Origin of the sequence: Cobetia sp. MC34, from assembly GCF_018340035.1 — a bacterium.
Lineage (GTDB): Bacteria > Pseudomonadota > Gammaproteobacteria > Pseudomonadales > Halomonadaceae > Cobetia > Cobetia amphilecti.
This window is the reverse complement of the sequence record NZ_JADPPY010000001.1, coordinates 228309-252576: the sequence shown is the minus strand read 5'-3', so window position 1 is coordinate 252576 and position 24268 is coordinate 228309. Positions and strand designations below refer to the sequence as shown.

Sequence of the window (24268 nt, the reverse complement as noted above, 5' to 3'; positions counted from 1 at the left end):
CACCCGGTGTACGCGTGTGATGCACCGAAAGACCTGACTCGGTGCCTGCGGTTTCACGTTCGAGCACGATGCACATTTTCAAGGAGCAACCCTGATGACCTCTAGCCTAAAGAAGCTGATTCGTCCGTTGAGCGTGCTGAGCCTGTCCGCCCTGATGGCGCTGAGCCCGCTGGCCATGGCCGCCCCGCAGGAGCCGGACGTGCTGCTGCGCGACACGGTCGAGGGCCTGACCACCAAGATCGATAGCCGCGAGAGCTACTACAAGGACAACGTCGACGATCTGGAAACCCTGGTGGATTCCGCGCTGAAGCCGGTGGTGGATTATCGCTACATCGCCGCCAGCGTGATGGGCAAGTACTTCAAGGGCGCCTCTCCTGAGCAGCGCACCGAATTCTCCAAGGTCTTCCATGACACCCTGATCGGCACCTATGCCAAGGGTCTGGTGAGCTTCGATTACGCCAGGCTGGACGTGAAGGACAGCGAAGGCGAGCGTCGCTATGAAGACCAGGACACCGTCTACATGGACGTGGTCGATACCAAGGGCAAGGTCTACCCGGTGGCCTATTCCATGCGTCTGCGCAACGACGAGTGGAAGGTGGTTAACGTGATCGTCAATGGCGTCAACCTGGGCCTGACCTTCCGCAACCAGTTCGACCAGGCCATGCGTGACAACGGCCGCGACATCGACGCCGTCATCAAGGGCTGGCAGCCGGATGTCGACCTCGAGAAGGGTGAGGGGGATCAGGGCAACAGCTGAGCCCTGTCGTCGCCATGACCATGAAAACTCTCTTCGATCGCGAGGGCGTCACGCTGGAAGCCGGTGACGCACGGCTGAGCCTGAGTGGCCAGCCGGATTTCGACAATGCCGCAGAGCTGGCGGATTCCGGCAGGAAATGGCTGGGGCGCCGCGAGGATGGGGTTTCCATCGATCTGTGCGGCGTGGATAGCGCCAGTACCGCCACCCTGAGCGTGCTGCTCGAGTGGCAGCGCCATCTGGCGGAGCATGGTGGGCATGTCGCTCACCTCGCGTTGTCTCCCGCATTGAGCCGACTGGCGGCAGTCTCCGGACTGGAAAACCTGCTGCCGGGGCTGAATGTCGCTGAGATCAGCGCCGAGCCCCCGCTGTCACTCGAGACGTCCTGAGTCAGCGGCGGCCTGACCGTCTGTCAGGCCGCACCGCTCTGCTGGACGCTCGAGGCTTGTCCGTATCGCCATTCATGCGCGCGGCAACGTGGAGGCAGCGATTGACTGCCAATCGCGTTCCCGCGCGCTTTTGATTACCATGTGCGGTCATATCGCATCGATCGTCGCGCAAGGATTCCCTGCCACGATCCCGACATGTACCGCGAAGGAGTCACCGCCCGTCATGCAACCGAATGATGTCAAGGCCCTGCTCGAGGCTCGTATCGAGAACGTCGATTTTCATATCCAGGGTGAGGGCTGCAATTTCCAGGTCGTCGCCGTGGGGGATGTCTTTGCCGAGCTGAGCCGCGTCAAGGCCCAGCAGCTGGTCTACTCCGCACTCAATGACGAGATACGCTCTGGCGCGCTGCATGCCATCAGCATTCGTACCTATACCCCGGCGCAGTTCGAAGCTGCCGCCGGCAACGCTCAGGGTTGACCGGAACATTTCATGGATAAGCTGATCATCACTGGCAACGGGCCGGTCAACGGGGAAGTCTGGGCCAGCGGCGCCAAGAATTCGGCACTGCCCATTCTGGCAGCCACGCTGCTGTCGGAAGGTCCCGTGACCATCAGCAACCTGCCGCATCTGCAGGACATCACGACCAGCCTCGAGCTGCTCGGGCGCATGGGCGTCGAGCCGGTGATGGGCGACAACATGACCGTGCAGCTGGATGGCTCCAAGGTCGAGCATTGTCACGCGCCCTATGACCTGGTCAAGAAGATGCGTGCCTCGATTCTGGTGCTGGGCCCGCTGCTGGCGCACTTCGGCAGTGCCGAAGTCTCGCTGCCGGGCGGCTGCGCCATCGGCTCGCGTCCGGTGGATCTGCACATCCGTGGCCTGGAGGCGATGGGGGCCGAGATCACGGTCGAGAATGGCTACATCCGCGCCAAGGCGCCGGGTGGCCGCCTGAAGGGCGCGCGCATCGTCTTTGACGTCGTGACCGTCACCGGCACCGAGAACCTGCTGATGGCCGCGACCCTGGCCGACGGCCGCACCGTGCTGGAAAACGCCGCGCGTGAGCCGGAAGTCGTCGATCTGGCAGAGTGTCTGATCGCGATGGGCGCCAGGATCACGGGCCAGGGCTCTGACACCATCGTCATCGACGGTGTCGAGAAGCTGCACGGCTGTGAATACTCCGTCATGCCGGACCGCATCGAGACCGGTACTTTCCTGGTCGCGGCGGCTGCCTCGCGCGGCAAGGTGCGTGTCACGCGTACGCGTGCCGACACCCTGGACGCCGTACTGGCCAAGCTGGAAGAAGCCGGCGCCACCATCACCACCGGTGATGACTGGATCGAGCTTGACATGCACGGCAAGCGCCCGAAGGCGGTCAATATCCGCACGGCGCCGTACCCGGCATTCCCCACCGACATGCAGGCCCAGTTCGTGGCGATGAATGCGGTCGCGGAAGGCACCAGCACCGTGATCGAGACCATCTTCGAGAACCGCTTCATGCACGTGCAGGAGCTCAACCGCATGGGCGCCCACATCGCCCTCGAGGGCAACACCGCGGTCGTGACCGGCACCGAGCGCCTGTCCGGTGCGCCGGTGATGGCGACGGACCTGCGCGCCTCTGCCTCGCTGGTGATCGCGGCGATCGTCGCCGACGGCGAGACCATGGTCGACCGCATCTATCACATCGACCGCGGTTACGAGTGCATCGAAGAGAAGCTGTCCGGGCTGAACGTGATCATCCGTCGCTCCGCCGGCTGATCAGTGTCCCACCTCGCGCTGTCGGCCTTGATTGACCGGCAGCGCGTGCCGAATTCCTACGTACAAGCACGGGCGAATACCCCATGAGCAAGCAACTGGTCGTCGCCCTCTCCAAGGGGCGTATCCTCAAGGAAACCCTGCCGCTGCTGGCTGACGCTGGCATCGAGCCGCTGGAAGATCTCGACAAGAGCCGCAAGCTGCTCTTCGATACCAATCTGCCGGACGTCAAGCTGGTCATCATCCGTGCCACCGACGTGCCGACCTACGTGCAGCTGGGCGCCGCCGATCTCGGTATCGCCGGCAAGGACGTCCTGCTCGAGCATGGTGCCGAAGGCCTGTACGAGCCGCTGGACCTGGAAATCGCCAAGTGCCGCCTGATGACCGCCGGTGTCGTCGGTCAGCAGCAGCAGGGCGCTCGCCGCCGTGTCGCGACCAAGTTCGTCGATGTCGCGCGTCGCTATTACGCCGAGCAGGGCATCCAGGCCGAAGTCATCAAGCTCTACGGCGCGATGGAACTGGCCCCGCTGATGAATCTGGCCGACGAGATCGTCGATATCGTCGACACCGGCAATACCCTGCGTGCCAACGGCATGGAGCCGCGTGAGCTGATCACCGACATCAGCACGCGCCTGGTAGTCAACAAGGCCGCCATGACCATGAAGCACGATCGCCTCAAGCCGCTGATCGATCGCCTGCGTCAGGCCGTGGAAGCCCGCCGCGAGGCGTGATGGCCGCGCGCTGTTGGCATCGACCCGCTGGATACCCAAGGTCGCATAGATGACCGTGGCAGAAGATGACTCTCGAAACGCCAGCTGGCGCCCGTGCTCATTACGATGATGCGGGCAGGCGCTGGACGAAGCCCGTCCGGTTCAGCCTTCTCTGCCAAGCAATGAGAAAAGAGGTTCGCATGGATACCTTGATCAACCGGCTTGATAGCCGTGATACCGATTTTACTGCCCGCCTGGACCGCTTGCTGTCATGGGAGGGCGTGTCCGATGCCGAGGTACAGCATCGTGTCACCGACATCCTCGCGCGCGTCAAGCAGGAAGGCGATGCGGCGCTGGTGGAGTTCTCCAACCGCTTCGACCGCCTGAATGTCTCTAGCATGGCCGAGCTGGTCATCGGTGCCGAGCGTCTGGCCCAGGCCTATGCCGACCTGCCGGCGGATCAGCGCGAGGCGCTGGCCGTGGCTGCCGAGCGTGTGCGTGTCTATCACGAGCATCAGAAGCCGGAAAGCTGGTCCTTCAAGGACGAGCACGGCAGCCTGCTGGGCCAGAAGGTCACGCCGCTGGACCGCGCCGGGATCTACGTGCCGGGCGGCAAGGCGGCCTATCCGTCTTCCGTGCTGATGAACGCGATTCCGGCGCATGTCGCGGGCGTGCGCGAGATCATCATGGTCGTGCCGACGCCGGACGGCGTGGTCAATGAGCTGGTGTTGGCCGCGGCGCACCTGGCGGGCATCGATCGTGTCTTCACCATCGGCGGTGCCCAGGCCGTGGCGGCACTGGCCTATGGCACCGAGACCGTGCCGCGCGTCGACAAGATCGTCGGCCCCGGCAACATCTACGTGGCGACTGCCAAGCGTGCGGTGTTCGGTCAGGTCGGTATCGACATGATCGCCGGGCCGTCCGAGATTCTGGTGGTCAGCGATGGCGTGACCGACCCGGACTGGCTGGCGATGGACCTGTTCTCCCAGGCCGAGCACGACGAAGATGCCCAGGCGATCCTGATCGGGTGGGACGACGAGCACCTGGCCGCCGTCGAGGCCGCCATCGAGCGCCTGGCGCCGACCATGGAGCGTGCCGAGATCATCCTGACCTCGCTGCGTGAGCGCGGTGCCCTGATTCGCGTCAGCGGACCGGAGCAGGCACTGGAGCTGACCAACCGCATCGCGCCGGAGCACCTGGAGCTCTCGGTGGCGAATCCCGAGGAGTGGGTCGAGGGCGTGCGTCACGCCGGTGCCATCTTCATGGGCTCGCACACCTCCGAGGCGCTGGGCGATTACTGCGCCGGGCCGAACCACGTGCTGCCGACCTCCGGCACCGCGCGCTTCTCCTCGCCGCTGGGCGTCTATGACTTCCAGAAGCGCTCCTCGCTGATCCAGTGCTCGCCGGAAGGCGCGTCGGTGCTTGGGCGTACCGCCTCGGTGCTGGCACGCGGCGAGTCACTGACGGCGCATGCGCGCAGTGCCGAGAATCGCATTCTCGACTGAGCCCGAGACTTAGGCTGAGACTGAGACTGAGCCTTGTCTGGTCAGTCAAAAAAGCCCCGCGACGGTCTCCGTCGCGGGGCTTCTTGTCATCATGGGGCGGGAGGGCTGCCCAAGGCGTTGCGCCGATGCTCCGCCTCAGCCCTTGTCCTGCAGGGATGGCTCGACGGCCGCCGGCGTGTTGTCGGGAATCGGGCGCTCGCCGACCTTGACGTCGATGTCCAGCGTCTTGCCGTCACGCAGCAGGCGCAACTCCAGCGCATTGCCGGGTTTGACGGCGGCGATGTCGGCCATCGCCAGGCGAGCATCCAGCAGGCGCTTGCCACCGATGGCAGTCAGGATGTCGCCCGGGCGCAGACCGGCACGCGCGGCAGGGCCATCACGCAGCACGGCGGCCACCACCACGCCTTGCGGGGCGCTCAGGCCGAAGGAGTGCGCCAGCGACGGCGTCAGCTCCTGCACTTCCAGTCCCAGCCAGCCACGAATCACGCGCCCGTGGTCGACCAGTGATTCGAGGATATCGCGCGCCAGGTTGGCGGGGATGGCGAAGCCGATGCCCTGCGAGCCGCCGGAGCGCGAATAGATGGCGGTATTGATGCCGACCAGTGAGCCGTCGGTGTTGATCAGCGCGCCGCCGGAGTTGCCGGGATTGATCGCGGCATCGGTCTGGATGAAGTCTTCATAGGCGTTCAGACCAAGATGGTTGCGTCCGGTGGCCGAGATGATACCCATGGTGACCGTCTGGCCGACCCCGAAGGGGTTGCCGATCGCCAGCGAGACATCGCCGACGTGGACCTGGGTGGAATCAGCGATCGCCACGGTGGGCAGGTTGTCGAGGTCGATCTTGAGCGCCGCGAGGTCGGATTCCGGGTCCACACCCACGACCTTGGCGAATGTCTCGCGGCCATCGCGCAGGGCGACCTGAATCTGGTCGGCGCCCTGGATGACGTGGTTGTTGGTCAGGATATAGCCGTCACTGGAGAGAATGACCCCAGAGCCCAGGCTCGACAGCATGCGCTGGCTGCGCAGGGCGTCTTCCCCGTAGAACTGGTTGAAGAAGGGGTCGGACATCAGCGGATGCTTGCTGTCGTCCTTGATCTCGCGCGAGGAGTAGATGTTGACCACCGCCGGTGCGGCGGCGTCCACCGCGGCCTGATAGCTGGCCGGGCCGCTGTTGCGTTGCAGCGGCGGTGCTTCACGCAGTACCGGGTCTGCCGACTCCTCGCGCTGCGCCGCTGACAGCGTCAGGCTCGGAGGCGGCAGCACCTGCTGATTGGCGGCAGAGTTCTGTGACGGGCTCGGGTAGGGGGTGTTGCCTGCCTGCTCGTTCTGCTGCGGGGCGGGCTCGCCCAGGCCCAGCGTCGGAAAGCGGTCCAGCACGACGACGGCCAGCAGGACGCCGGTGACGACGGGCCACAGTAGCGGGAGCAGTGTGCTGCGAAGAGAACGGGGCATCGGATTACCTGATAAAAAGTCCGCGCACCGACGCGATGCTGCGGACATGAAGATGAAAAGCCTGAAGATCCACGTGCCACGCGAAGGGATGGCCCCGGTCAAGGCGCGACACGCTTACATGGCGCCGATGCGCCGTTACAATGCTCGCCAGTGTAACACTCGATGACTCTGACTGCTGGAGGCCCAATGGCTGATCGTGACACGCTGATGAAGGCGCTGGATGGCTGTCTGGAGGCGCAGGCCTTCAAGGACTATACCGTCAATGGCTTGCAGGTGGAGGGGCGCCGTGAGGTGCGCCGCGTGATGACCGGCGTGACGGCCAGTCAGGCGCTGCTCGATGAGGCGCTCGCCTGGCAGGCCGACCTGGTGCTGGTGCATCACGGCTACTTCTGGAAGAACGAGCCGGCCCAGATCACCGGCATGAAGCGTCGGCGCCTCAAGACCTTGTTGGCCAATGACATCAATCTGGCGGCCTATCACCTGCCGTTGGATGCGCACCCGACCCTAGGCAACAATGCCCAGCTGGCCGAGCGTCTGGGGCTGGTCAGTGAAGGCTGTCTGGATGGCGTGCCCGGGCGTGGCCTGGTGCATGTCGGGCATCTGGCCGCTGAGGTGGAAGGGCTGGACAGCACCGCGCTGGGGGCCGAGTTCAGCCGGCGTCTCGGGCGTGAGGTGCTGGTCGTGGCCGGTCATGATCGCCCCATCAAGCGCATTGCCTGGTGCACCGGCGGCGCTCAGGACTATATCGGTCTGGCCATCGAGGCCGGTGTCGATGCCTTCCTCTCGGGCGAGATCTCCGAGCGCACCACGCATAGCGCCCGCGAAGAGGGAGTGACCTACTTCGCGGCGGGCCATCATGCGACCGAGCGTGACGGTGTGCGGGCCCTCGGCGAGTGGCTGGCCACCGAACATGGCGTGGAGCACCGCTTCGTGGATATCGACAACCCGGCGTGACATCTGATGCCGGAAACGACAACGGCCACCTCGAGAGGTGGCCGTTGTCGTTGTCGTTGTCGCTGTCGTTTTCAGATGCCGTGAGAGGTTCACGACAGCAGGGCGATCAGATACGCGGCGGGTTGGTGGCCGGTGTCTCGCCTTCACTCGGTTGCGGCTTGAGGCCGAAGTCCTCTGACAGGGTGCCACGGTTGTCGGCGTAATCACGCGGCAGGTCGACCTTGTCGGTCTCGCTGTCGTCCGGCGTGGTGTCAGTGTCCAGCAGGCGGCGCTTGAGCTGGCTGTCATCGCACAGCGCGGTGGCGCCAGTGGCCAGATGCTGGCGCAGCTCATTGCCGGCGCGCTGGATCTGGTCGGTCAGGTCGCTGGCCTTGGAAAAGTGGTCGTTGAGGGCATCGCGGAACTGGGTCAGCTCCAGCTCGCGCTCAGCCAGCTTCTGGCGGGTCTTCTGGTTGCGGGCCACGTTGGCATTCAGCAGGTGGTAGCACAAGGCGCCGATACCGATGCCAGCCAGAAAACAGGCAATGGCCAGGATCCAGTCAATGTTGCTCTCGTTCACGTCGCTCTCCTTGTGTCACGACTGCGGTGATCGTCACCGCTGGGGCATGGTAGCGCTGAGATACGATGCCGGTATTCTATGATGTTCCATCACGCCGATCTCGGGATCGGTCTGGTGTCCAGCAGGTCAGCGCCGCTTGCCGCTGTCCTTCTTGCGTCAGTCTGTCGTGCCGCTTGCGTTTCAAAAGCGTCCACGCGCCATTATATCGGTGTGGTGCAGCGATGCGTCAATTCACGCGGCGCGCGACCTTGGTCGCCTGTCGGCGCAGCCGGCGGGGTGTGGGCGGATGCCAGCTCACGCCCTGCGAGCAATGCGCGCGGCGAAAGCCACGTCGCGCAGCCGATTGCTGGTCGGTGAGTGGGTAAAGTGGCCATCAAGGCGTATAATGCCGCGCAATTTCGTCCTTGCCTGCCCGCCGTGTCGGGTCAGGCGTGATCTTGTTCCTTTCATGTCAGGCGTGCGCCAGTGCGTGACGCCTGACCTGCAGCGGGTTTCTCAATGCCAGCACCGACGCCTCTCGAGAAGTACCAGGCAGACCTCAAGCGTGATGACTTTGCCTACGATGCCGCCCAGGAAGATGCGGTCCGCCATCTGCAGCGTCTCTACGACGACCTCGTGCGCACGCCGCGTCAGACGCCCGACAAGGTGTCCGACGCGACGGGTGGCGGCGGGCTGGGCTCCAAGGTGCGTCGTCTGTTCGGCAAGCCGTCACGCACGGCGCCTGTCGATGAAGCGCCCGAGATCATGGGCCTCTACTTCTGGGGTGGCGTGGGGCGCGGCAAGACCTACCTCGTCGATACCTTCTACGAGAGCCTGCCGTTTGCCGACAAGATGCGCACGCATTTCCACCGATTCATGCAGCGTGTCCACAATGAACTCGGCCACTACAAGGGCGAGAAGAACCCGCTGACTCTGGTGGCGGCCAAGTTCGCCGTCGAGGCGCGCGTGATCTGCTTTGACGAATTCTTCGTCAAGGACATCACCGATGCGATGATTCTCGCCACCTTGTTCGAAGAGCTGTTCAAGCAGGGCGTGGTGCTGGTCGCGACCTCCAATATCGTGCCGGATGACCTCTACAAGGACGGCCTGCAGCGGGCGCGCTTCCTGCCGGCGATCGACCTGGTCAAGCGTCACTGCACGGTGGTCAATGTCGATTCCGGCATCGACTACCGCCTGCGCGCACTGGAGCACGCCGAGCTCTTCCATAGCCCGCTGGGCGACGACAGTGCCGCGCGGCTGGCGCGGGAATTCCGCTCCATCGCCGGTGCCGAAGGCCATGCCGATGAAGGCTTGAGCATCAATCATCGCGTGCTGCACGCCCTGCGTCGCCATGAAGACGTGGTGTGGTTCCACTTCGATGAGCTGTGTGATGGCCCGCGTAGCCAGAATGACTACATCGAGCTGGCACGTGAGTTCCACACCGTGCTGGTGTCCGAGGTGCCGCAGATGGGGCGCGACAGCGACGACCAGGTGCGTCGTTTCATCAACATGGTCGATGAGTTCTATGACCGTGGCGTCAAGCTGCTGATGAGCGCCGCGACGCCCGTCGAGGACCTCTATACCGGCGGCAACCTGGATTTCGAATTCCAGCGCACGCTGTCGCGTCTGCAGGAAATGCAATCGCGTGAGTATCTCGCGCTGCCGCACAAGCCGTGAGACATGCGGCAAGGGCAAAATAGCCTTTGTGGTAGGCGGGCATGACATGTACAATGCGCGCTCGCTCGAACTGTTGACCGGTTCTCGAGCCATCCTGAGTCATTCACTCCTGATGGGCGAGGGCAGTCTGGAGATGAGAGGACAGTGACTGCGCAAGCAGCACGCCGCTCGCTGCCAGACGTCGGACAACCAAGAAAAATAGGGATTGGTCGCGCACACAAGTGCAAGACCCGACTATAGGTGATTCATCCATGAAGACGTTTACTGCTAAGCCGCAGTCCGTCCAGCGTGACTGGTTCGTCGTCGACGCAGCCGGCAAGACGCTGGGCCGTATGGCTACCGAAATTGCTCGTCGCCTGCGCGGCAAGCATAAAGCCGAGTACACTCCGCACGTTGATACTGGCGATTACATCGTCGTCATCAATGCCGAGAAAGTCGCTGTGACTGGTCGCAAGGCAGAAGCCAAGACCTACTACCGTCACACCGGTTACCCGGGCGGCCTGCGCTCCATGAACTTCAACCAGATGATCGAGCACAAGCCTGAGCGCGTGATCGAACTGGCTGTCAAGGGCATGCTGCCGAAGGGCCCGCTGGGTCGTGCCATGCAGTCCAAGCTGAAAGTCTATGCTGGCTCCGAGCATCCGCACGCTGCGCAGCAGCCGCAAGAACTGAACATCTGAGGGAAGCATCGCCATGACACAGCAGCACTACGGTACCGGGCGCCGCAAGACTTCTACCGCGCGCGTCTTCCTGAAGCCGGGCACCGGCAAAATCACCGTCAACCAGCGTGACCTGAACGACTACTTCGGTCGTGTGACAGGCCGCATGGTTGTCCGTCAGCCGCTCGAGCTGACCGAAACTACCGAACAGTTCGACGTCTACGTCACTGTTGCTGGTGGTGGTGGTTCTGCTCAAGCCGGCGCTATCCGTCACGGCATCACTCGTGCCCTGATGGCTTACAACGAAGACTTCCGTCCGGCCCTCCGCGCCGCCGGTTACGTCACTCGTGACGCCCGTGAAGTCGAGCGTAAGAAAGTCGGCCTGCGCAAGGCCCGTCGTCGTCCGCAGTTCTCCAAGCGTTAAGAGAACTCGCGTCGACCACAAGAACGTCCAGTGCCCGCAAGGGTGCTGGACGTTTTTTTTGCGGTCTCGCTGCACGATTGACGAAAGCGGCTTTGGTCAAGGTGGCTTTCTTGAGTTGTGAGCGCTCTGTTCTTGCCCTTTAATACAAGCAAGCATCAAGTGCTCGGCAAGTGGATGGCCCAGCATCAAGCGGTAGTGTTTGGGAGATAACAATAAAATGTCAGATCAAGCTGTGAACCGAGGGCGACGCCGCTTCCTCGTCAGCGCAACCACCGTGGTCGGGGCGGTAGGGGTGGTCGGTATCGCAACGCCCTTCCTGGCGTCCTGGCAGCCAAGTGCGCGTGCCCGTGCGGCAGGCGCACCTGTAACGGCGGATATCTCGCGGCTGGCACCCGGCCAGCAGATGACCATCGAATGGCGCGGCAAACCGGTGTGGGTGGTGCGTCGCACCCCCGAGATGATCGCCGATATCCGCGCCATCCCCCCCGCAGAGCTGCAGGACCCCGAGTCGCTGCGTCCCCAGCAGCCCCCTTATGTCGATGCCGTGCTGCGCTCCATCAAGCCGGAATATGTGGTGTTGGTGGGTATCTGCACGCACCTGGGCTGCTCGCCTGGCTATCGTCCCGAGATCGGCGCGGCGGATCTCGGTGCGGACTGGCCGGGCGGCTATCTGTGTGCCTGTCATGGGTCCAAGTTCGATCTCGCCGGGCGAGTCTTCACCGGGGTGCCGGCGCCTTCGAATCTGGAGGTGCCGCCGCATCGCTACGAGAGTGAGCAGGTGCTGGTGGTGGGTGTCGACGAGGAGGCTGCCTGATGGGGAATCCAAACCGTGCCAAGGCGCCACGCGGCATCATGCGCTGGATCGATGATCGCCTGCCGGCCACCCAGTTTCTGCAGGACCACCTGACCGGCTACTACGCGCCGAAGAATTTCAACTTCTTCTACTTCTTCGGCTCGCTGGCCTTGCTGGTGCTGGTCAATCAGATATTGACCGGCATCTGGCTGACGATGAGCTATACGCCGAGCGCCGAGGAGGCCTTTGCCTCCATCGAGTACATCATGCGCGATGTGGAGTACGGCTGGCTGATCCGCTACATGCATTCCACCGGCGCCTCGGCCTTCTTCGTGGTCATCTATCTGCACATGTTCCGTGGCCTGCTGTATGGCTCCTACCGTGCGCCTCGCGAGCTGGTATGGATCTTTGGCATGTGCATCTATCTGGCGCTGATGGCCGAGGCCTTCATGGGCTATCTGCTGCCCTGGGGGCAGATGTCCTACTGGGGGGCGCAGGTGATCATCTCGCTGTTCACGGCGATTCCGGTCATCGGGGCAGACCTGGCGCAGATGATACGTGGCGACTACCTGATCTCGGGGATCACCCTGAACCGCTTCTTTGCGCTGCATGTCATTGCCTTGCCGCTGGTGATCGTCGGGCTGGTGGTGCTGCATCTGGTGGCGCTGCACGAGGTGGGCTCGAACAATCCCGATGGTATCGAGATCAAGGACAGGAAGGATGAGGCGGGGCAGCCGCTGGATGGCATTCCCTTCCATCCCTATTACACGGTGAAGGACCTCGTCGGCGTCGGTGTCTTCCTGTTCGTGTTCTGTGCGGTGATCTTCTACTTCCCTGAAGGCGGCGGTTACTTCCTGGAGACGCCGAACTTCGAGCCGGCCAATTCGCTGAAGACGCCCGAGCACATCGCGCCGGTGTGGTACTTCACGCCGTTCTACGCCATGTTGCGCGCGGTCAATTACCCGCTGTTCGGCGTGGATGCCAAGTTCTGGGGCGTGGTGGTCATGGGGCTGGCGATCGCCATCCTGTTCGTGCTGCCGTGGCTGGATCGCTCGGCGGTGCGCTCGATCCGCTACAAGGGCTGGCTATCGCGTATCGCTATCGTCATCTTCGTGGTCAGTTTCGTGACGCTGGGCGTGCTGGGGGTGATGCCGCCCACGCAGGAGCGCACGATCATCGCGCAGCTGGCGACCGTGGCATATTTCGCCTTCTTCATATTGATGCCGCTGTATACGCGCTTCGAGACGACGCGAGCGGTGCCTGACAGGGTGACGGGCCGATGAGCGCGCTGATGGGTGGGTCAAGGGAGTGGCTCAAACGCGGGCTGGCAGCAGGGTTGCTGGCCGTAGTGAGCCTGATGGGGTCGGGCATGGTGAGCGCGGCGAGCAGCGCGGTGCCGCTGGAGACGATGCAGCCGGATCTGCACGATCAGCCCTCGCTGCAGCGAGGCATGCAGCTTTACACCAACTACTGCCTCGGCTGTCATAGTCTGCAATATCAGCGTTACTCGCGTGCCGCAGAGGACCTGGGGATGCCCGAGGACCTGGTCGAGCAATATCTGATTCTCTCGCCAGCGCTCAAGATCAATGACACCATGCGCACGGGCATGCAGAAAGAAGACGCGGCCGGCTGGTTCGGCACGCCGCCACCGGATCTGTCGCTCGAGGCGCGTCTGCGCGGCACGGACTGGATCTACACCTATCTGAAGAGCTTCTATCGCGATGCGTCACGTCCGTGGGGCGTGAACAATGCGGTCTTCCCCCAGGTCGGCATGCCGCATGTGCTCGAATCGCTGCAGGGCGTGCAGGAAAAGGTCTGTGGGCAGAGTGACCTGGCGGTAGCGGGGGCGGAGATCGATCCCGACACGGGGCGTTATGCGTCCTGTGATATTCTAGAGATCACCCAGCCTGGCAGCATGACGGCAGGGGAGTTTGATCAGGCGATGTGGGATCTGACCAATTTTCTGGCCTATGTCGGCGAGCCTTCGCGACTCAAGGCTGAGAGCATGGCCCCCAAGGTGTTAATATTCATTCTGATCTTTACCTTGCTGGCGTATCTTCTCAAGAAGGAATACTGGCGCGACATTCATTGATGGCCCCCGGGGCGGGGTCTCAGTGATAATGGCGAGCCGGCAGTGACGGGCGCGCGGCTGATCAGTCGCGCGCCCGCTTGCGTCGCCTTGAGGTGGCGCAGGCTGACCCTCTGGCAGGGCCTGTTGTGACAAGGGCAGGCCAGAGGAAACTTATCCCCGTTTGTCAGGCCAAAAGCTGACACGGGCATGTCTCGAACAGATGCGAGGACAGTTTCATGGGTGTTGTGGCCAAGCGTTCATCGATGACCTTCTACTCCGGTGGTGACGACCACTTCAGCCACCGTGTACGGATCGTGCTGGCCGAGAAGGGTGTGGCAGTCGATATCATTGATGTGGATGATGACAGCCGTCCGGCCGAACTGGCCGACCTGAACCCGTACAACAGTGTGCCGACGCTGCTGGATCGCGACCTGGTGCTCTACGAGTCCAAGGTCATGATGGAATATCTGGACGAGCGTTTCCCGCATCCGCCGCTGTTGCCGGTGTATCCGGTGGCGCGCGCCCAGAGCCGTCTGTGGATGCATCGCATCGAGCGCGAATGGGTGCCGATGATGGAAACCATCCAGACAGGCACCAAGAAGGAAGCCGACAAGGCGCGCAAGGAATTGCGTGAAAGCCTGATCGGCATTTCCCCGATCTTCGACGACATGCCGTTCTTCATGAGCGACGAGTTCTCGCTGGTGGACACCTGCATTGCCCCGATCCTGTGGCGCTTGCCGACACTGGGAATCGAGCTGCCGGAGAAGCAGGTCAAGCCGCTGCTGACCTACATGGAGCGGTTGTTCGGGCGTGATGCCTTCAAGGCGTCGCTGTCCGAGGCCGAGCGCGAGATGCGCATCTGATCCGTGCGTGATCCTTCGGTCATTGATCGATCGGTCACGCATTCGGGCTTTCGCCCTCGCTCATCAGTCTGTGGATGATGGATATGAGCGATGTGCGGGGCGTTGGCCCGTTGGCGGAATGGGCTTCGGTCGTCGCTGACACTCATTGCAGTTCAAGAGGTTCTCCCATGCTTTCCAGTCGCCCTTATCTGGCACGCGCACTCTACGAGTGGCTGCTGGATAACGACAATACGCCGTACATCGTGGTGGACGCCGAGCAGGAAGGTGTCCAGGTACCGCGTCAACACGTCCAGAACGGCCAGATCGTGCTCAATATCGCACCCGGTGCGGTGCGTGATCTGTTGATCGCCAATGAAGGGGTCAGCTTCAATGCCCGCTTCGGTGGTCAGCCGATGCACGTCAGCGTGCCGACGGCGGCCCTGGTCGCGCTGTATTCGCGTGAAAACGGTGTCGGTATGGTCTTCGGTCACGAGCCGGTGATGCCGGGTGCCGATGAGATGACATTCGGTGAAGCCGCGCCAGATGCCGAGCCGGCCGCCGCAGCGCGCCCGACGCTGGCCAGTGTCGGCAGTGCGCCCGCCGAGGAAGAGGTGCCTGCCTCGGAATCAGCGGATGCGTCCGTCGAGCCAGGCTCAGGCGCTGATGCCGAAGTCGCCGGTGAAGAGCAGGCGTCGGACTCGGCCAGTGACGAGCAGGGTGCTGATGACAATGATCAGCCCAAGCCGCCGCGCAAGGGGCGTCCTTCGCTGCGCGTGATCAAGTAATCACGTCGGCAGGTGGGGGCGATGGGTGAGGGTTGGCCATTGTCCGCCTGATGTCGCTCCTGTCATGAAAAATGCCCCGCAGGCTTCGGCCTGCGGGGCATTTTTCATTCTGGGCACTATTTAATCAGGGTACGTTTCGTTCAGGGCGCTTTTCGTTCAGGGCGCTTTGCATGTCAGGCATGTCAGGCATGCAAGCGCGCCACCTCGATCAGTCGAGGTACTCGAAGACCTTGGCGATACGCTGGATGCCACCGACTTCAGAGACCTTGCTGACGATCTGGTCGGCTTCGGCGCGGGTCACGATACCCATCAGGTAGACGCTGGCATTCTCGGTGAGTACCAGGATGCGACCGGAGTCGATGTTGGCATCCGCCGCCAGCGTGGCCTTGACGCGCGTGGTCAGCCAGGTGTCCTGCACGCGCTGGCTGGCCGGGGCATTGGCGCTGATTTCCAGCGCGTTGTGCACCTGACGCACGCGACGCACATCCTTGGCGATGTCCGTGGCCTTCTGCTTCAGCTCGTCGCTGGCGACCTGGCCGGTCAGCAGCACCATGCCGTTGTAGGAGTTCACGTTGACGTGGGCATCATTGAAGCGAGCATCGGTCTTGCCGAGATTGACCTCGATCTTGGTCTCGATGCTCTCGTCTTCCACCTGGGCGCCCAGGGTGCGATCGCCATAGTCTTCGTCGATCGGGCCGCTGTTGGTCAGGTCGGCGACGGTGGTGCAGCCGGCTAGCGTCAGGAAGCCGGCGGTGGCCATGAGGGAAAGCAGATTCTTGGGCGTCATGCCGTTTTCTCCTGGTGAATGCCGTGGGGCGCGCGGATTACTCGTTGCTGCCGAACAGCTGATGATCAATCAGGTCGCACAGGCAGTGGATGGCCAGCAGATGGACTTCCTGGATGCGTGCCGTAGAGGTGGCGGGAACACGAATCTCGCAGTCTTCACTGCCCAGCAGTGACGCCATGTCGCCACCGTCGCGGCCGGTCAAGGCGACGACGCGCATGTCGCGGTCGTGAGCCGCCTGGATGGCCTGCACCACGTTGGCGGAGTTGCCGCTGGTGGAGATGGCCAGCAGGATGTCGCCGGGCTGACCCAGGGCGCGGATCTGCTTGGAGAACACCTCGTTGTAGCTGTAGTCGTTGGCGATGGACGTCAGCGTGGAGGTGTCGGTGGTCAGCGCGATGGCCGGCAGGCTCGGGCGCTCACGCTCGAAGCGGTTGAGCAGCTCGGAGGAGAAATGCTGGCTGTCGCCGGCGCTGCCGCCGTTGCCGCAGGCCAGGATCTTGCCGTCATTGACCAGGCTCTGGACCATCATCTGGCTGGCCGCTTCGATGAAGGGCGGCAGCACTTCGCTGGCGTAGGTCTTGGTGTCAATGCTGGCGTTGAAGTGGCCGAGAATACGCGATTGGAAATCCATGATGGCTCTTGGTCGTTGGCTTCAGAACGCTTCGAAGGCGTGGCGAATCCAGTGAATGGAACGAGGGGAGGTCCCCTCCACGCCTACCACGTCGAAGCGGCAGGAACATGATAGCCCGTGCTGGGCCAGATAAAAACGCGCGGCAGTGATCAGCCGGCGTTGCTTGGTATGGGTCACGCTTTCCAGTGCGCTGCCGAAGCGGGAGTTGGCCCGGTAGCGCACCTCGATGAAGACCAGGGTCTCGGCGTCACGCATGATCAGGTCGATCTCGCCGCCCTTGGCATGCTGGTTGCGCGTGACGGGTGTCAGGCCACGCGCTGCCAACCATTGTTCTACCTCCGCCTCGATGACGGCGCCGCGCGCTCGGGCGCGGCGCTGGGGAGGCGGGTGCGCCTTGCCTGAGGGCGAGTCGGCGCGTGTCATGTCAGGGCGTGTAGGCTTCGACGGTACGGCTGTTGGCGCCTTTCAGTGGCGGACGCGGTACGCCACCTCTGAATTCAGCCCAGGGCAGCGTGCGCTCGATGCGGCCATCGTGGCGCGGGAAGAGGCTGCCGGTGGCGCCGAAGAGTTCGCCGCCCGCACCGGCCAGCATCAGCGGTACGCGCTGGGCCAGACGATAGGCATCGACCCCCATGGCGTTGAGCTTGAGCATGCGCGGTGAAGCATCGGACAGAGCGCGGTAGGTGTCGACTTCCGGCAGGGACGCCTTGCCGCCGGAGGAGGCCTCCGGCACTTCCCAGGGAATGTCCACGAAGTCGACGCCATTGAGGTCGCCATCCTGATCGGGCTGCGGTGCGCCGTCGTAGAGATGGGAGGTGCCGTAGATCGGCAGGTCGCCCGCGTAGTAGAAGTCCAGCATCGGCGGCACCTGACGCGCATAGCTCGGCAGTGCCAGTAGGAAGATCATGTCGATGTTGCCGGAATGGGCGCGGCCGTATTTGCTGCCGGATTTCTTGGCGGACTTCATGCGCGCCTGGTCCTGGCTCGAGACCGACAGCAGGTCCTTGACGGCTGCGCTGACGGCGCCCTTGGGGTTGTAGCGCTCGACGGAGACGATGTCGCCGCCTTCCTGCTCGAAGCGGTCGCGGAAGGCGCTGTAGACGCGCTGGCCCCAAGCATTGTTGGGCACCAGCGCGGCGGCGCCACGATGGCCGTCGAGTGCGGCGCGCATGGCGACCTGGCGGGCTTCGTCCTCGGCGGACAGGCCGTACTGGAACAGGTTGTCGGCACGGTTGCTGTCATGGGTGCCGTAGTTGAGGGCCAGTGTCGGCAGCGGCAGGCTGTTCTGGGTCTCGAGCTGACTGACCAGCTTCTTGTCCAGCGGGCCGAGCACGACCTGGGCGCCATCCATGGTGGCACGGGCATACAGGGTCTTGAGGTCCGCGCTCGAGGTGTCATAGAAGCTCAGCTGCGGCGTGGCTTCGGCATTGTCGATGGCGCTGCGATGGCGTGCCTCGATGCCTTCACGGATGGCCTGGGCGATCCGCTTGAGCGAGCCGGACTCGGGCAGGAAGACGGCAATCTTGCGCACTTCCTGGCCGGAGAGCTCGCGCAGGTCGAGAATGCCCTGCGGCATCTGGCGTGCGGCGGGATGCTGCGGGTTGGCGTCCGACCAGTCGTTGATGGCGGAGAACATCTGGTCGATGTTGCCCCCGAAGCGACGCTGCAGGCGCAGCAGGTCCGTCCAGCCACTGGCGGTGGGGCTGGCACTGGCCAGCTCGTTGAGCTGACTGGGTGAGAGGCGCGTGAGCTGCTCCCACAGGGTGTCGTTGATGCTCAGGTCATCGCTGTCGGCCTGCAGGGCGATCAGGGTCTGGGCGCTGGCCAGGGGTTCGCCGACCATGCCGAGTGCCAGGCCGCGACGCTTGCGCAGTGTGCGCTGGTCATCGCTTGACATCTGGATGTTGTCCTCGAGCACCGAGGTGGCCAGGATCGTGTTCCAGCCGTCCTGCTGCTCAAGCGCGATACGCGATAGCAGCAGGGCCCATTGCACGCGTTCCTGCGGCTCGAGGCTTGTCGGGTCGATGTCGGATGCGATGGTGATCGCCTGCGCGTTGTCGCCGCTGCGTGCTAGGATGTCCGCAGCTTGCAGGCGCGTACTGGCCGCTTGCTGACCCTGTTGCTGCTCGGCCTGAGCGAGCAGGGCATCGGCACCGGGGCCGCTGGAAAGCGGTGACTGTCCGGCACACCCTGCCAGCAGCAGGGCGGAGGCGGCGAGGCCCGCCAGCGTGCGCAGGCCGGAACGTGAACGGCGCGCGGCCTCCTGCCGGATGGCTGACGAAGTGCCCAGCGTATTGGCTGATGCACGATTCCATGTCTGGCGCATGTACGACGGTCCCTTGGCTGATGGGCGATGTGGTCAGGACTGCATCGCCGCCTACTGTGATGAAGGGTGAAAGGCATCATGGCACTCGGTCGATCAGGGCCACGCATGCAGCGTCCTTCGGATGAAATGTCCCAAGGCAATCTGCCTGTGTCTGACGACCATTTCTACCATTGAGTTCAACGAGTCGAAGCATTGAATGTCCGAGTCTTCTGAAGGCGTATTGTACGTGGTCGCCACGCCGATTGGTAACCTCGATGATCTCAGTCCCCGCGCCGCGCGGGTGCTGGGAGAAGTGGACCTGATCGCAGCCGAGGATACCCGCCACAGCGCGCGGTTGCTGCGTCACCTGGGCCTGGAAGTGCCCATGATGTCCCTGCACGATCACAACGAACGTGGCCGTGTCGACCAGCTGTGTCAGGCGCTGGAGGCAGGCCGACGCGTCGCGCTGGTCTCCGATGCCGGCACGCCGCTGATCTCCGATCCCGGCTTCATCGTCGTGCGCGCCCTGCGCGAGCGTGGCTTCAAGGTAGTGCCGCTGCCGGGGCCGTGCGCGTTGATCACCGCCCTCAGTGCGGCGGGTCTGCCGACGGATCGCTTCACCTTCGAAGGCTTTCTGGCCCACAAGGGCGGCCCGCGTCAGGCACGCCTTGCCGCGCTGCGCGACGATAGCGCCACCCATGTGCTGTACGAGTCTCCGCACCGCATTCAGGCGCTGCTCGGCGATATTCGCGAGGTGCTGGGCGAGCGCCGGGTCGTGCTGGCCCGTGAGCTGACCAAGACCTTCGAGACCTTCCTCGATGGCACGGCGGCCGAGCTGCTGGCGCAGATGGACGCTGACAGTGATCAGACCCGCGGCGAGTTCGTGGTCATGATCGAAGGAGCGCCGGCACGTGACGGCGATGAGGCGGCCAGTGTCGAAGGCGATGCCCTGTTGCAGGTGCTGTTCGAAGAGGGCGTCGGCGTCAAGCAGATGGCCGCCATCGCCACGCGTCTGGTGGGCGGGCGCAAGAAAGCCTGGTATGCCAAGGCGCAAGCCATGAAGGACGCGGCAGGGGAATAAGCAAACCTCTGTCACGCCAGACTTTTTTGCCGCTGCCATTGTTCGGCCTGCGCGGGCTTCGTCTTGTGAAAGGCCCATGACACTGGTAGTCTTGCGCGCTTGGGAGACGGCCAGACAGTCGCCGCCAGCGCAAGCTGGGGGAGGAAAGTCCGGGCTCCATAGGGCAAGGTGCCAGATAACGTCTGGGCGGCGCGAGCCGACGGCAAGTGCAGCAGAGAGAAGACCGCCTACGTCAGCTTCGGCTGACCGGTAAGGGTGAAAGGGTGCGGTAAGAGCGCACCGCGCGGCTGGTAACAGTTCGCGGCGAGGTAAACCCCACCTGGAGCAAGACCAAATAGGCCCCCTATGCTGCTGCCCGCAGTGGGGGCGGGTTGGTTGCTTGAGCCCTGAAGTGATTCAGGGCCTAGATGAATGACTGTCCACGACAAGACCCGGCTTATCGGCCATCTCCCGCCTTATAACGTCAGTGTGCTGCCAGCCTTCGCGATGCGAGCGATGGCAGCACACCTTGAATTCGCATGACCGGCGCCGTCCGCTGCGTGTTTCGTGAATGACCATTGCAGTTGGATGGCAACGAACACGCTGCCGTGACAGGCGCCGGTTGTCGGTTATGGCACTTGAATTCGTGTTTCAGCCGCTTGCCTGCTGCACGCAGGCGCTGTCTCCGCTCTTATGCTGTCGGTGCCCTTTGCCACCGGCTTTCACTGCTCGCATCGCGTGCCAAGGTCCAGAGTTTCGTCATGTCCAAGCCCAGCGCTCCTTCCGTTACCGAGTCTGCCGATACCGAGTCCGTCGAAGTGGCTGATCGCTTCGCGCATGTCAGTGTCATGCTCGATGGCGCGGTCGATGGCCTGATTCAGGGCACGGCCGGCGTCTACTTCGACGGTACCTTCGGTCGCGGTGGCCATTCGCGTCTGATCCTGTCGCGCCTGGCGCCCGAGGGGCGTCTGATCGCCTGTGATCGTGACCCCCAGGCGCTGGCGGAAGCCGCGACCATCGACGACGAGCGCTTCAGTATCCATGCCGGTGAATTCGCGCGTCTTGGCGAATATGCCGAGCGTGAGGGCGTGCATGGCCAGCTGGATGGCATCCTGCTCGACATCGGCGTGTCATCCCCGCAGCTGGATGATGCCGAGCGTGGCTTCAGCTTCATGAATGATGGCCCGCTGGACATGCGCATGGACCCCACCAGTGGCGAGAGCGCCGCCGAGTGGCTGTCGCGGGCCAGTGCCGAGGACATGGCCTGGGTCTTCAAGACCTATGGTGAGGAGCGTTATGCCAAGCGCCTGGCGCGCGCCGTGGTGGAGCGTCGCGCCGAGCGACCCATCACGCGCACCGGCGACTTCGCCAGCCTGATCAAGGATGCCCACCCCAACTGGGAGAAGCACAAGCACCCGGCGACGCGTGTCTTCCAGGCGATCCGCATTCACATCAATGGTGAGCTGGATGAGCTGACCCGCGCGCTGGATGCCGGTCTCGAGGCGCTCAAGCCCGGCGGTCGTCTGGTCGTGATCAGCTTCCACTCGCTGGAAGACCGCATCGTCAAGCGCTTCATGCGTGACAAGGCGCGGGGGGATCAGGCGCCGCGTGGCATGCCGATCCGTGAAGACCAGCTCAACAAGCGTCTCAAGCTGGTGGGCAAGGCGCAGAAGGCTTCGCAAAGCGAAGTCGATGCCAATGTCCGTTCGCGCAGTGCCGTGATGCGCATTGCCGAAAAGCTCAAATAGCGTCAGTGCTCCCTCCGGGGAATCGTGCCTCTTTCTGCGCCTGCCTACCGGCAGGCGCGCGCGCAAGTGGGCTGTGGTGAAAGGACGACACAAGTGTTGCCGTGCTGCAACTCTTAGCGGCTAACGCCACTTGCTGACATAATGCGCCGGGCGCTTCAAACAAGTGAGCGAACATCGCGCCTGCACGTTGGCAGTCTGCAAGGATATTCGTGATGCGGGGCATCACGTTCAGAGTGATTAGGGAGTCGGCATGGCGGGACGGAGACAGGATGGCTGGACGGGTAACTGGCCGATCAAGGTGCAGATGCGTTGGCGTCACCTGTGTTTCGCGGTGCTGATGCTCAGTCTGCTCGGCTCTGCCGCTGCTGTCGTGATCAGCTCCCACCTCTCGCGTGGCCAATATGCCCAGCTGCAGAAGCTGGAAGCGGCGCGCGATGATGCGCGTGCACGCTGGGGCCGCCTGCTGCTGGAAGAAAGCGCCTGGTCGGCGCCGGCGCGTATCGAAAGCATCAGCATCGAGCGACTCGAGATGCGTGTCCCGGATGTCCACGATGTCGAGGTCATTCGCTGATGGCCACGCGTCGCCCGCCTTCGTCTCGCCCGCGCAACCCGCGCAAAGCCGCCGGCGCTGAGACGCCCGCTCGTACCAAGGCCGCAAGCGGTGCCCGCAAGAGCGCGCGCGCGGCCATGGGGCCAGCCCGCTATCGCATCATGCTCTTCATCGTGCTGGCCGGGCTTGTCGCTCTGGTCGGCCGCATCGGCTATCTCCAGCTCTTCGATCAGCAGTTCCTGCAGGATCAGGGCGACGCACGCACCCTGCGTGTCGACAGCATCAATGCTCACCGCGGCATGATCACCGATCGCACCGGTGAGCCGCTGGCGATCTCCACGCCGGTCATCACCCTGTGGGCCGACCCGCGCAAGGTGCCCGACGACCCCGTGCGGCTGTCATTGCTGGCGCGCGCGCTGGGGCAGAAGCCGGATGATCTGATCGCACGCGTCCGCCGCTATCGTGATGCCGGCAAGGGCTTCATGTACATCAAGCGCCAGATGACCCCGCCGCAGGCTCAGCCTGCCATTGACCTCGATATTCCGGGCGTCAGCCACAAGCAGGAATACAAGCGCTATTACCCCTCCGGAGAAGTCTCCGCCCAGTTGATCGGCGTGACCAACGTCGATGACAAGGGCCAGGAGGGGCTCGAGCTTGCCTACAATTCCTACCTTTCCGGTACGCCGGGCAAGCGGCGCGTGCTCAAGGACCGCAAGGGGCGCCTGGTGCGTGACCTGCACCTGATCAGCGAAGCCAAGCCCGGTGGCGACCTGACACTCTCCATCGACCTGGGTCTGCAATACATGGCCTACCGTGAGCTCAAGGCGGCCGTGGCGGAGCACCGCGCCGATGGCGGCACCCTGGTGATGATGGATGCGCGCACCGGCGAAGTGCTGGCGATGGTCAATCAGAAGTCCTATAACCCGAACAACCGTGCCGGGCTTGATCCCGCCGGGCTGCGTAACCGCGCGATCACCGATGCCTTCGAGCCCGGCTCGGTGATGAAGCCGCTGTCGATGAGCGCCGGCCTTGCCTCCAGCAAGTATCAGCCGGACTCGGTGATCGATACCACGCCGGGTTACATGCGGGTCGATCAGTTCACCATTCGTGACTTCCGCAACTACGGCAAGCTCGACATGGCGGGCATTCTCTATCATTCCTCGAATATCGGCATGAGCCGCATGGCGCTGAGTCTCGAGGATGATGCGGTCTGGAATCGCTACTATGAGCTGGGCCTCGGTCAGGCGCCGGGCACCGGTTTCCCGGGCGAGACCACCGGCGTGCTGCCGCCGCCGACCAACTGGTCGCGCAGCAAGCGGGCCTCCATCTCCTACGGTTACGGTATCAGCGTCTCGGCGCTGCAGCTGGCCAGCGCCTACACCGCGCTCGCCAATGACGGCCGTCGTGTGCCGCCGTCGCTGCTCAAGGTCAAGACGCCGCCGGTCGGTGACCAGGTGATCTCATCGGACAACGCGCACGCCTTGCTCGGCATGATGGAGAAGATCGTGCAGCCCAACGGGCCTGCCAAGCGGGCGGTGGTCGAAGGCTATCGCATCGCCGGCAAGACCGGCACCGTGCGCAAGGTGACGGCCGGTGGCTATCAGAAGACCGCGTATCGTTCGTTGTTCGCGGGTGTGGCACCGGTGTCTGATCCGCGTATCGTGACCGTGGTGATGATCGAGAACCCCAAAGGGGAAGAATATTACGGCGGTCTGGTGGCGGCGCCCGTGTTCGGGCGCGTGGTGGGCAAGGCTTTGCGCCTGCTGGATGTGCCGCCGGACAGCAAGGTCGGTGAGTAACGCTTTTCATGTGGCACAGTCGTCGGCCTCAGGCGGGCGACTGCGTCTTTTTTCTCATGTAGTGAATACGTTCCGGGACATC

Annotated in this window: 25 protein-coding genes and 1 other RNA gene; 20 read left to right on the top strand and 6 right to left on the bottom strand. The window is 63.5% G+C overall.

Going from position 1 to position 24268, the window contains the following annotated elements; genetic code table 11:
• Positions 1–94 precede the first annotated feature (94 nt).
• The 6 genes from IZU87_RS01105 to hisD all read left to right on the top strand — a co-directional run bounded on the left by IZU87_RS01105 (position 95) and on the right by hisD (position 5111).
• The gene (locus tag IZU87_RS01105; protein WP_213113423.1) at positions 95–757 is read left to right on the top strand and encodes an MlaC/ttg2D family ABC transporter substrate-binding protein; all 663 of its coding nucleotides are present in this window, start codon (positions 95–97) and stop codon (positions 755–757) included.
• Between the two features lie 14 nt (positions 758–771).
• Entirely contained in the window at positions 772–1143 is a 372-nt protein-coding gene (locus IZU87_RS01100; RefSeq protein ID WP_054555102.1) for an STAS domain-containing protein, read from the top strand.
• 223 nt (positions 1144–1366) lie between these two features.
• Positions 1367–1621 carry a BolA family protein gene (locus IZU87_RS01095; protein ID WP_043332541.1) on the top strand — a complete coding sequence of 85 codons (255 nt, stop codon included), beginning with the start codon at positions 1367–1369 and terminating at the stop codon, positions 1619–1621.
• Positions 1622–1633: 12 nt separating this feature from the next.
• Positions 1634–2899, top strand: a complete 1266-nt coding sequence (gene murA, locus IZU87_RS01090; protein ID WP_043332539.1) for a UDP-N-acetylglucosamine 1-carboxyvinyltransferase — start codon at positions 1634–1636, stop codon at positions 2897–2899.
• Between the two features lie 83 nt (positions 2900–2982).
• Entirely contained in the window at positions 2983–3627 is a 645-nt protein-coding gene (gene hisG, locus IZU87_RS01085) for an ATP phosphoribosyltransferase (RefSeq protein WP_043332537.1), read from the top strand.
• A 179-nt stretch (positions 3628–3806) separates the two neighbouring features.
• Positions 3807–5111, top strand: coding sequence for a histidinol dehydrogenase (gene hisD, locus IZU87_RS01080; RefSeq protein ID WP_153635174.1), 1305 nt, complete (start codon positions 3807–3809; stop codon positions 5109–5111).
• 135 nt (positions 5112–5246) lie between these two features.
• Here the strand turns inward: hisD and IZU87_RS01075 are convergent, their stop codons facing one another.
• Complete coding sequence (locus tag IZU87_RS01075) at positions 5247–6563, bottom strand: S1C family serine protease (protein ID WP_213113422.1); 1317 nt, start codon at positions 6561–6563, stop codon at positions 5247–5249.
• Between the two features lie 186 nt (positions 6564–6749).
• Here IZU87_RS01075 and IZU87_RS01070 point away from each other — a divergent pair, with 186 nt between their 5' ends.
• Positions 6750–7517: a Nif3-like dinuclear metal center hexameric protein gene (locus IZU87_RS01070; RefSeq protein WP_213113421.1), complete on the top strand. Its 768-nt coding sequence runs from the start codon at positions 6750–6752 to the stop codon at positions 7515–7517.
• A 106-nt stretch (positions 7518–7623) separates the two neighbouring features.
• On the opposite strand, the gene IZU87_RS01065 is transcribed toward IZU87_RS01070, so the two are convergent.
• Positions 7624–8076 (bottom strand): Z-ring associated ZapG family protein, encoded by a 453-nt coding sequence (locus IZU87_RS01065; RefSeq protein WP_043332529.1) that lies wholly within the window; start codon positions 8074–8076, stop codon positions 7624–7626.
• A 498-nt stretch (positions 8077–8574) separates the two neighbouring features.
• Here IZU87_RS01065 and zapE point away from each other — a divergent pair, with 498 nt between their 5' ends.
• From zapE to IZU87_RS01025, 8 genes are all read left to right on the top strand, one after another.
• Entirely contained in the window at positions 8575–9732 is a 1158-nt protein-coding gene (gene zapE / locus IZU87_RS01060) for a cell division protein ZapE (RefSeq protein ID WP_043332526.1), read from the top strand.
• Between the two features lie 251 nt (positions 9733–9983).
• On the top strand, positions 9984–10412 hold the full coding sequence (rplM, locus tag IZU87_RS01055) for a 50S ribosomal protein L13 (protein ID WP_043332524.1): 429 nt from the start codon (positions 9984–9986) through the stop codon (positions 10410–10412).
• 13 nt (positions 10413–10425) lie between these two features.
• Positions 10426–10815, top strand: a complete 390-nt coding sequence (rpsI, locus tag IZU87_RS01050) for a 30S ribosomal protein S9 (RefSeq protein WP_043332522.1) — start codon at positions 10426–10428, stop codon at positions 10813–10815.
• Between the two features lie 217 nt (positions 10816–11032).
• A complete protein-coding gene (petA, locus tag IZU87_RS01045) occupies positions 11033–11629 on the top strand; it encodes a ubiquinol-cytochrome c reductase iron-sulfur subunit (protein WP_043332520.1) in 597 nt (198 codons plus the stop codon).
• Positions 11629–12891 (top strand): cytochrome b, encoded by a 1263-nt coding sequence (locus tag IZU87_RS01040; protein ID WP_107335416.1) that lies wholly within the window; start codon positions 11629–11631, stop codon positions 12889–12891. The genes petA and IZU87_RS01040 overlap by 1 nt, the downstream gene beginning before the upstream one ends.
• Positions 12892–12899: 8 nt before the next feature.
• The gene (locus tag IZU87_RS01035; RefSeq protein WP_213113420.1) at positions 12900–13700 is read left to right on the top strand and encodes a cytochrome c1; all 801 of its coding nucleotides are present in this window, start codon (positions 12900–12902) and stop codon (positions 13698–13700) included.
• A 215-nt stretch (positions 13701–13915) separates the two neighbouring features.
• Positions 13916–14542 (top strand): stringent starvation protein SspA, encoded by a 627-nt coding sequence (sspA, locus tag IZU87_RS01030; protein WP_043332516.1) that lies wholly within the window; start codon positions 13916–13918, stop codon positions 14540–14542.
• A gap of 167 nt (positions 14543–14709) precedes the next feature.
• Positions 14710–15306, top strand: a complete 597-nt coding sequence (locus IZU87_RS01025; RefSeq protein WP_213113419.1) for a ClpXP protease specificity-enhancing factor — start codon at positions 14710–14712, stop codon at positions 15304–15306.
• Positions 15307–15514: 208 nt separating this feature from the next.
• On the opposite strand, the gene IZU87_RS01020 is transcribed toward IZU87_RS01025, so the two are convergent.
• The 4 genes from IZU87_RS01020 to IZU87_RS01005 are packed head-to-tail and all read right to left on the bottom strand — an operon-like array spanning position 15515 to position 19050.
• Complete coding sequence (locus tag IZU87_RS01020) at positions 15515–16093, bottom strand: BON domain-containing protein (RefSeq protein ID WP_054555092.1); 579 nt, start codon at positions 16091–16093, stop codon at positions 15515–15517.
• Positions 16094–16130: 37 nt separating this feature from the next.
• Positions 16131–16724: a phosphoheptose isomerase gene (locus IZU87_RS01015; protein ID WP_043332512.1), complete on the bottom strand. Its 594-nt coding sequence runs from the start codon at positions 16722–16724 to the stop codon at positions 16131–16133.
• Between the two features lie 21 nt (positions 16725–16745).
• On the bottom strand, positions 16746–17147 hold the full coding sequence (locus IZU87_RS01010; protein WP_052384397.1) for a YraN family protein: 402 nt from the start codon (positions 17145–17147) through the stop codon (positions 16746–16748).
• 1 nt (position 17148) lies between these two features.
• Positions 17149–19050: a penicillin-binding protein activator gene (locus IZU87_RS01005; protein WP_213113418.1), complete on the bottom strand. Its 1902-nt coding sequence runs from the start codon at positions 19048–19050 to the stop codon at positions 17149–17151.
• A gap of 196 nt (positions 19051–19246) precedes the next feature.
• Here IZU87_RS01005 and rsmI point away from each other — a divergent pair, with 196 nt between their 5' ends.
• The 5 genes from rsmI (at position 19247) to IZU87_RS00980 (ending at position 24186) form a co-directional block, all read left to right on the top strand.
• The gene (gene rsmI, locus IZU87_RS01000) at positions 19247–20110 is read left to right on the top strand and encodes a 16S rRNA (cytidine(1402)-2'-O)-methyltransferase (RefSeq protein WP_213113417.1); all 864 of its coding nucleotides are present in this window, start codon (positions 19247–19249) and stop codon (positions 20108–20110) included.
• Positions 20111–20212: 102 nt separating this feature from the next.
• An RNA gene (gene rnpB / locus IZU87_RS00995) (RNase P RNA component class A) lies at positions 20213–20565 on the top strand.
• Between the two features lie 285 nt (positions 20566–20850).
• Positions 20851–21837 carry a 16S rRNA (cytosine(1402)-N(4))-methyltransferase RsmH gene (gene rsmH / locus IZU87_RS00990; RefSeq protein ID WP_213113416.1) on the top strand — a complete coding sequence of 329 codons (987 nt, stop codon included), beginning with the start codon at positions 20851–20853 and terminating at the stop codon, positions 21835–21837.
• Between the two features lie 250 nt (positions 21838–22087).
• On the top strand, positions 22088–22408 hold the full coding sequence (ftsL, locus tag IZU87_RS00985) for a cell division protein FtsL (protein ID WP_043332508.1): 321 nt from the start codon (positions 22088–22090) through the stop codon (positions 22406–22408).
• A 116-nt stretch (positions 22409–22524) separates the two neighbouring features.
• Positions 22525–24186: a peptidoglycan D,D-transpeptidase FtsI family protein gene (locus IZU87_RS00980; RefSeq protein ID WP_213113453.1), complete on the top strand. Its 1662-nt coding sequence runs from the start codon at positions 22525–22527 to the stop codon at positions 24184–24186.
• Positions 24187–24268 lie beyond the last annotated feature (82 nt).

Coding starts and splice junctions, on each gene's coding strand:
- IZU87_RS01105 (WP_213113423.1), top strand. CDS start 95: ATGACCTCTAGCCTAAAGAAGCTGATTCGTCCGTTGAGCGTGCTGAGC.
- IZU87_RS01100 (WP_054555102.1), top strand. CDS start 772: ATGACCATGAAAACTCTCTTCGATCGCGAGGGCGTCACGCTGGAAGCC.
- IZU87_RS01095 (WP_043332541.1), top strand. CDS start 1,367: ATGCAACCGAATGATGTCAAGGCCCTGCTCGAGGCTCGTATCGAGAAC.
- murA (WP_043332539.1), top strand. CDS start 1,634: ATGGATAAGCTGATCATCACTGGCAACGGGCCGGTCAACGGGGAAGTC.
- hisG (WP_043332537.1), top strand. CDS start 2,983: ATGAGCAAGCAACTGGTCGTCGCCCTCTCCAAGGGGCGTATCCTCAAG.
- hisD (WP_153635174.1), top strand. CDS start 3,807: ATGGATACCTTGATCAACCGGCTTGATAGCCGTGATACCGATTTTACT.
- IZU87_RS01075 (WP_213113422.1), bottom strand. CDS start 6,563: ATGCCCCGTTCTCTTCGCAGCACACTGCTCCCGCTACTGTGGCCCGTC.
- IZU87_RS01070 (WP_213113421.1), top strand. CDS start 6,750: ATGGCTGATCGTGACACGCTGATGAAGGCGCTGGATGGCTGTCTGGAG.
- zapE (WP_043332526.1), top strand. CDS start 8,575: ATGCCAGCACCGACGCCTCTCGAGAAGTACCAGGCAGACCTCAAGCGT.
- rplM (WP_043332524.1), top strand. CDS start 9,984: ATGAAGACGTTTACTGCTAAGCCGCAGTCCGTCCAGCGTGACTGGTTC.
- rpsI (WP_043332522.1), top strand. CDS start 10,426: ATGACACAGCAGCACTACGGTACCGGGCGCCGCAAGACTTCTACCGCG.
- petA (WP_043332520.1), top strand. CDS start 11,033: ATGTCAGATCAAGCTGTGAACCGAGGGCGACGCCGCTTCCTCGTCAGC.
- IZU87_RS01040 (WP_107335416.1), top strand. CDS start 11,629: ATGGGGAATCCAAACCGTGCCAAGGCGCCACGCGGCATCATGCGCTGG.
- IZU87_RS01035 (WP_213113420.1), top strand. CDS start 12,900: ATGGGTGGGTCAAGGGAGTGGCTCAAACGCGGGCTGGCAGCAGGGTTG.
- sspA (WP_043332516.1), top strand. CDS start 13,916: ATGGGTGTTGTGGCCAAGCGTTCATCGATGACCTTCTACTCCGGTGGT.
- IZU87_RS01025 (WP_213113419.1), top strand. CDS start 14,710: ATGCTTTCCAGTCGCCCTTATCTGGCACGCGCACTCTACGAGTGGCTG.
- IZU87_RS01020 (WP_054555092.1), bottom strand. CDS start 16,093: ATGACGCCCAAGAATCTGCTTTCCCTCATGGCCACCGCCGGCTTCCTG.
- IZU87_RS01015 (WP_043332512.1), bottom strand. CDS start 16,724: ATGGATTTCCAATCGCGTATTCTCGGCCACTTCAACGCCAGCATTGAC.
- IZU87_RS01010 (WP_052384397.1), bottom strand. CDS start 17,147: ATGACACGCGCCGACTCGCCCTCAGGCAAGGCGCACCCGCCTCCCCAG.
- IZU87_RS01005 (WP_213113418.1), bottom strand. CDS start 19,050: ATGCGCCAGACATGGAATCGTGCATCAGCCAATACGCTGGGCACTTCG.
- rsmI (WP_213113417.1), top strand. CDS start 19,247: ATGTCCGAGTCTTCTGAAGGCGTATTGTACGTGGTCGCCACGCCGATT.
- rsmH (WP_213113416.1), top strand. CDS start 20,851: ATGTCCAAGCCCAGCGCTCCTTCCGTTACCGAGTCTGCCGATACCGAG.
- ftsL (WP_043332508.1), top strand. CDS start 22,088: ATGGCGGGACGGAGACAGGATGGCTGGACGGGTAACTGGCCGATCAAG.
- IZU87_RS00980 (WP_213113453.1), top strand. CDS start 22,525: ATGGGGCCAGCCCGCTATCGCATCATGCTCTTCATCGTGCTGGCCGGG.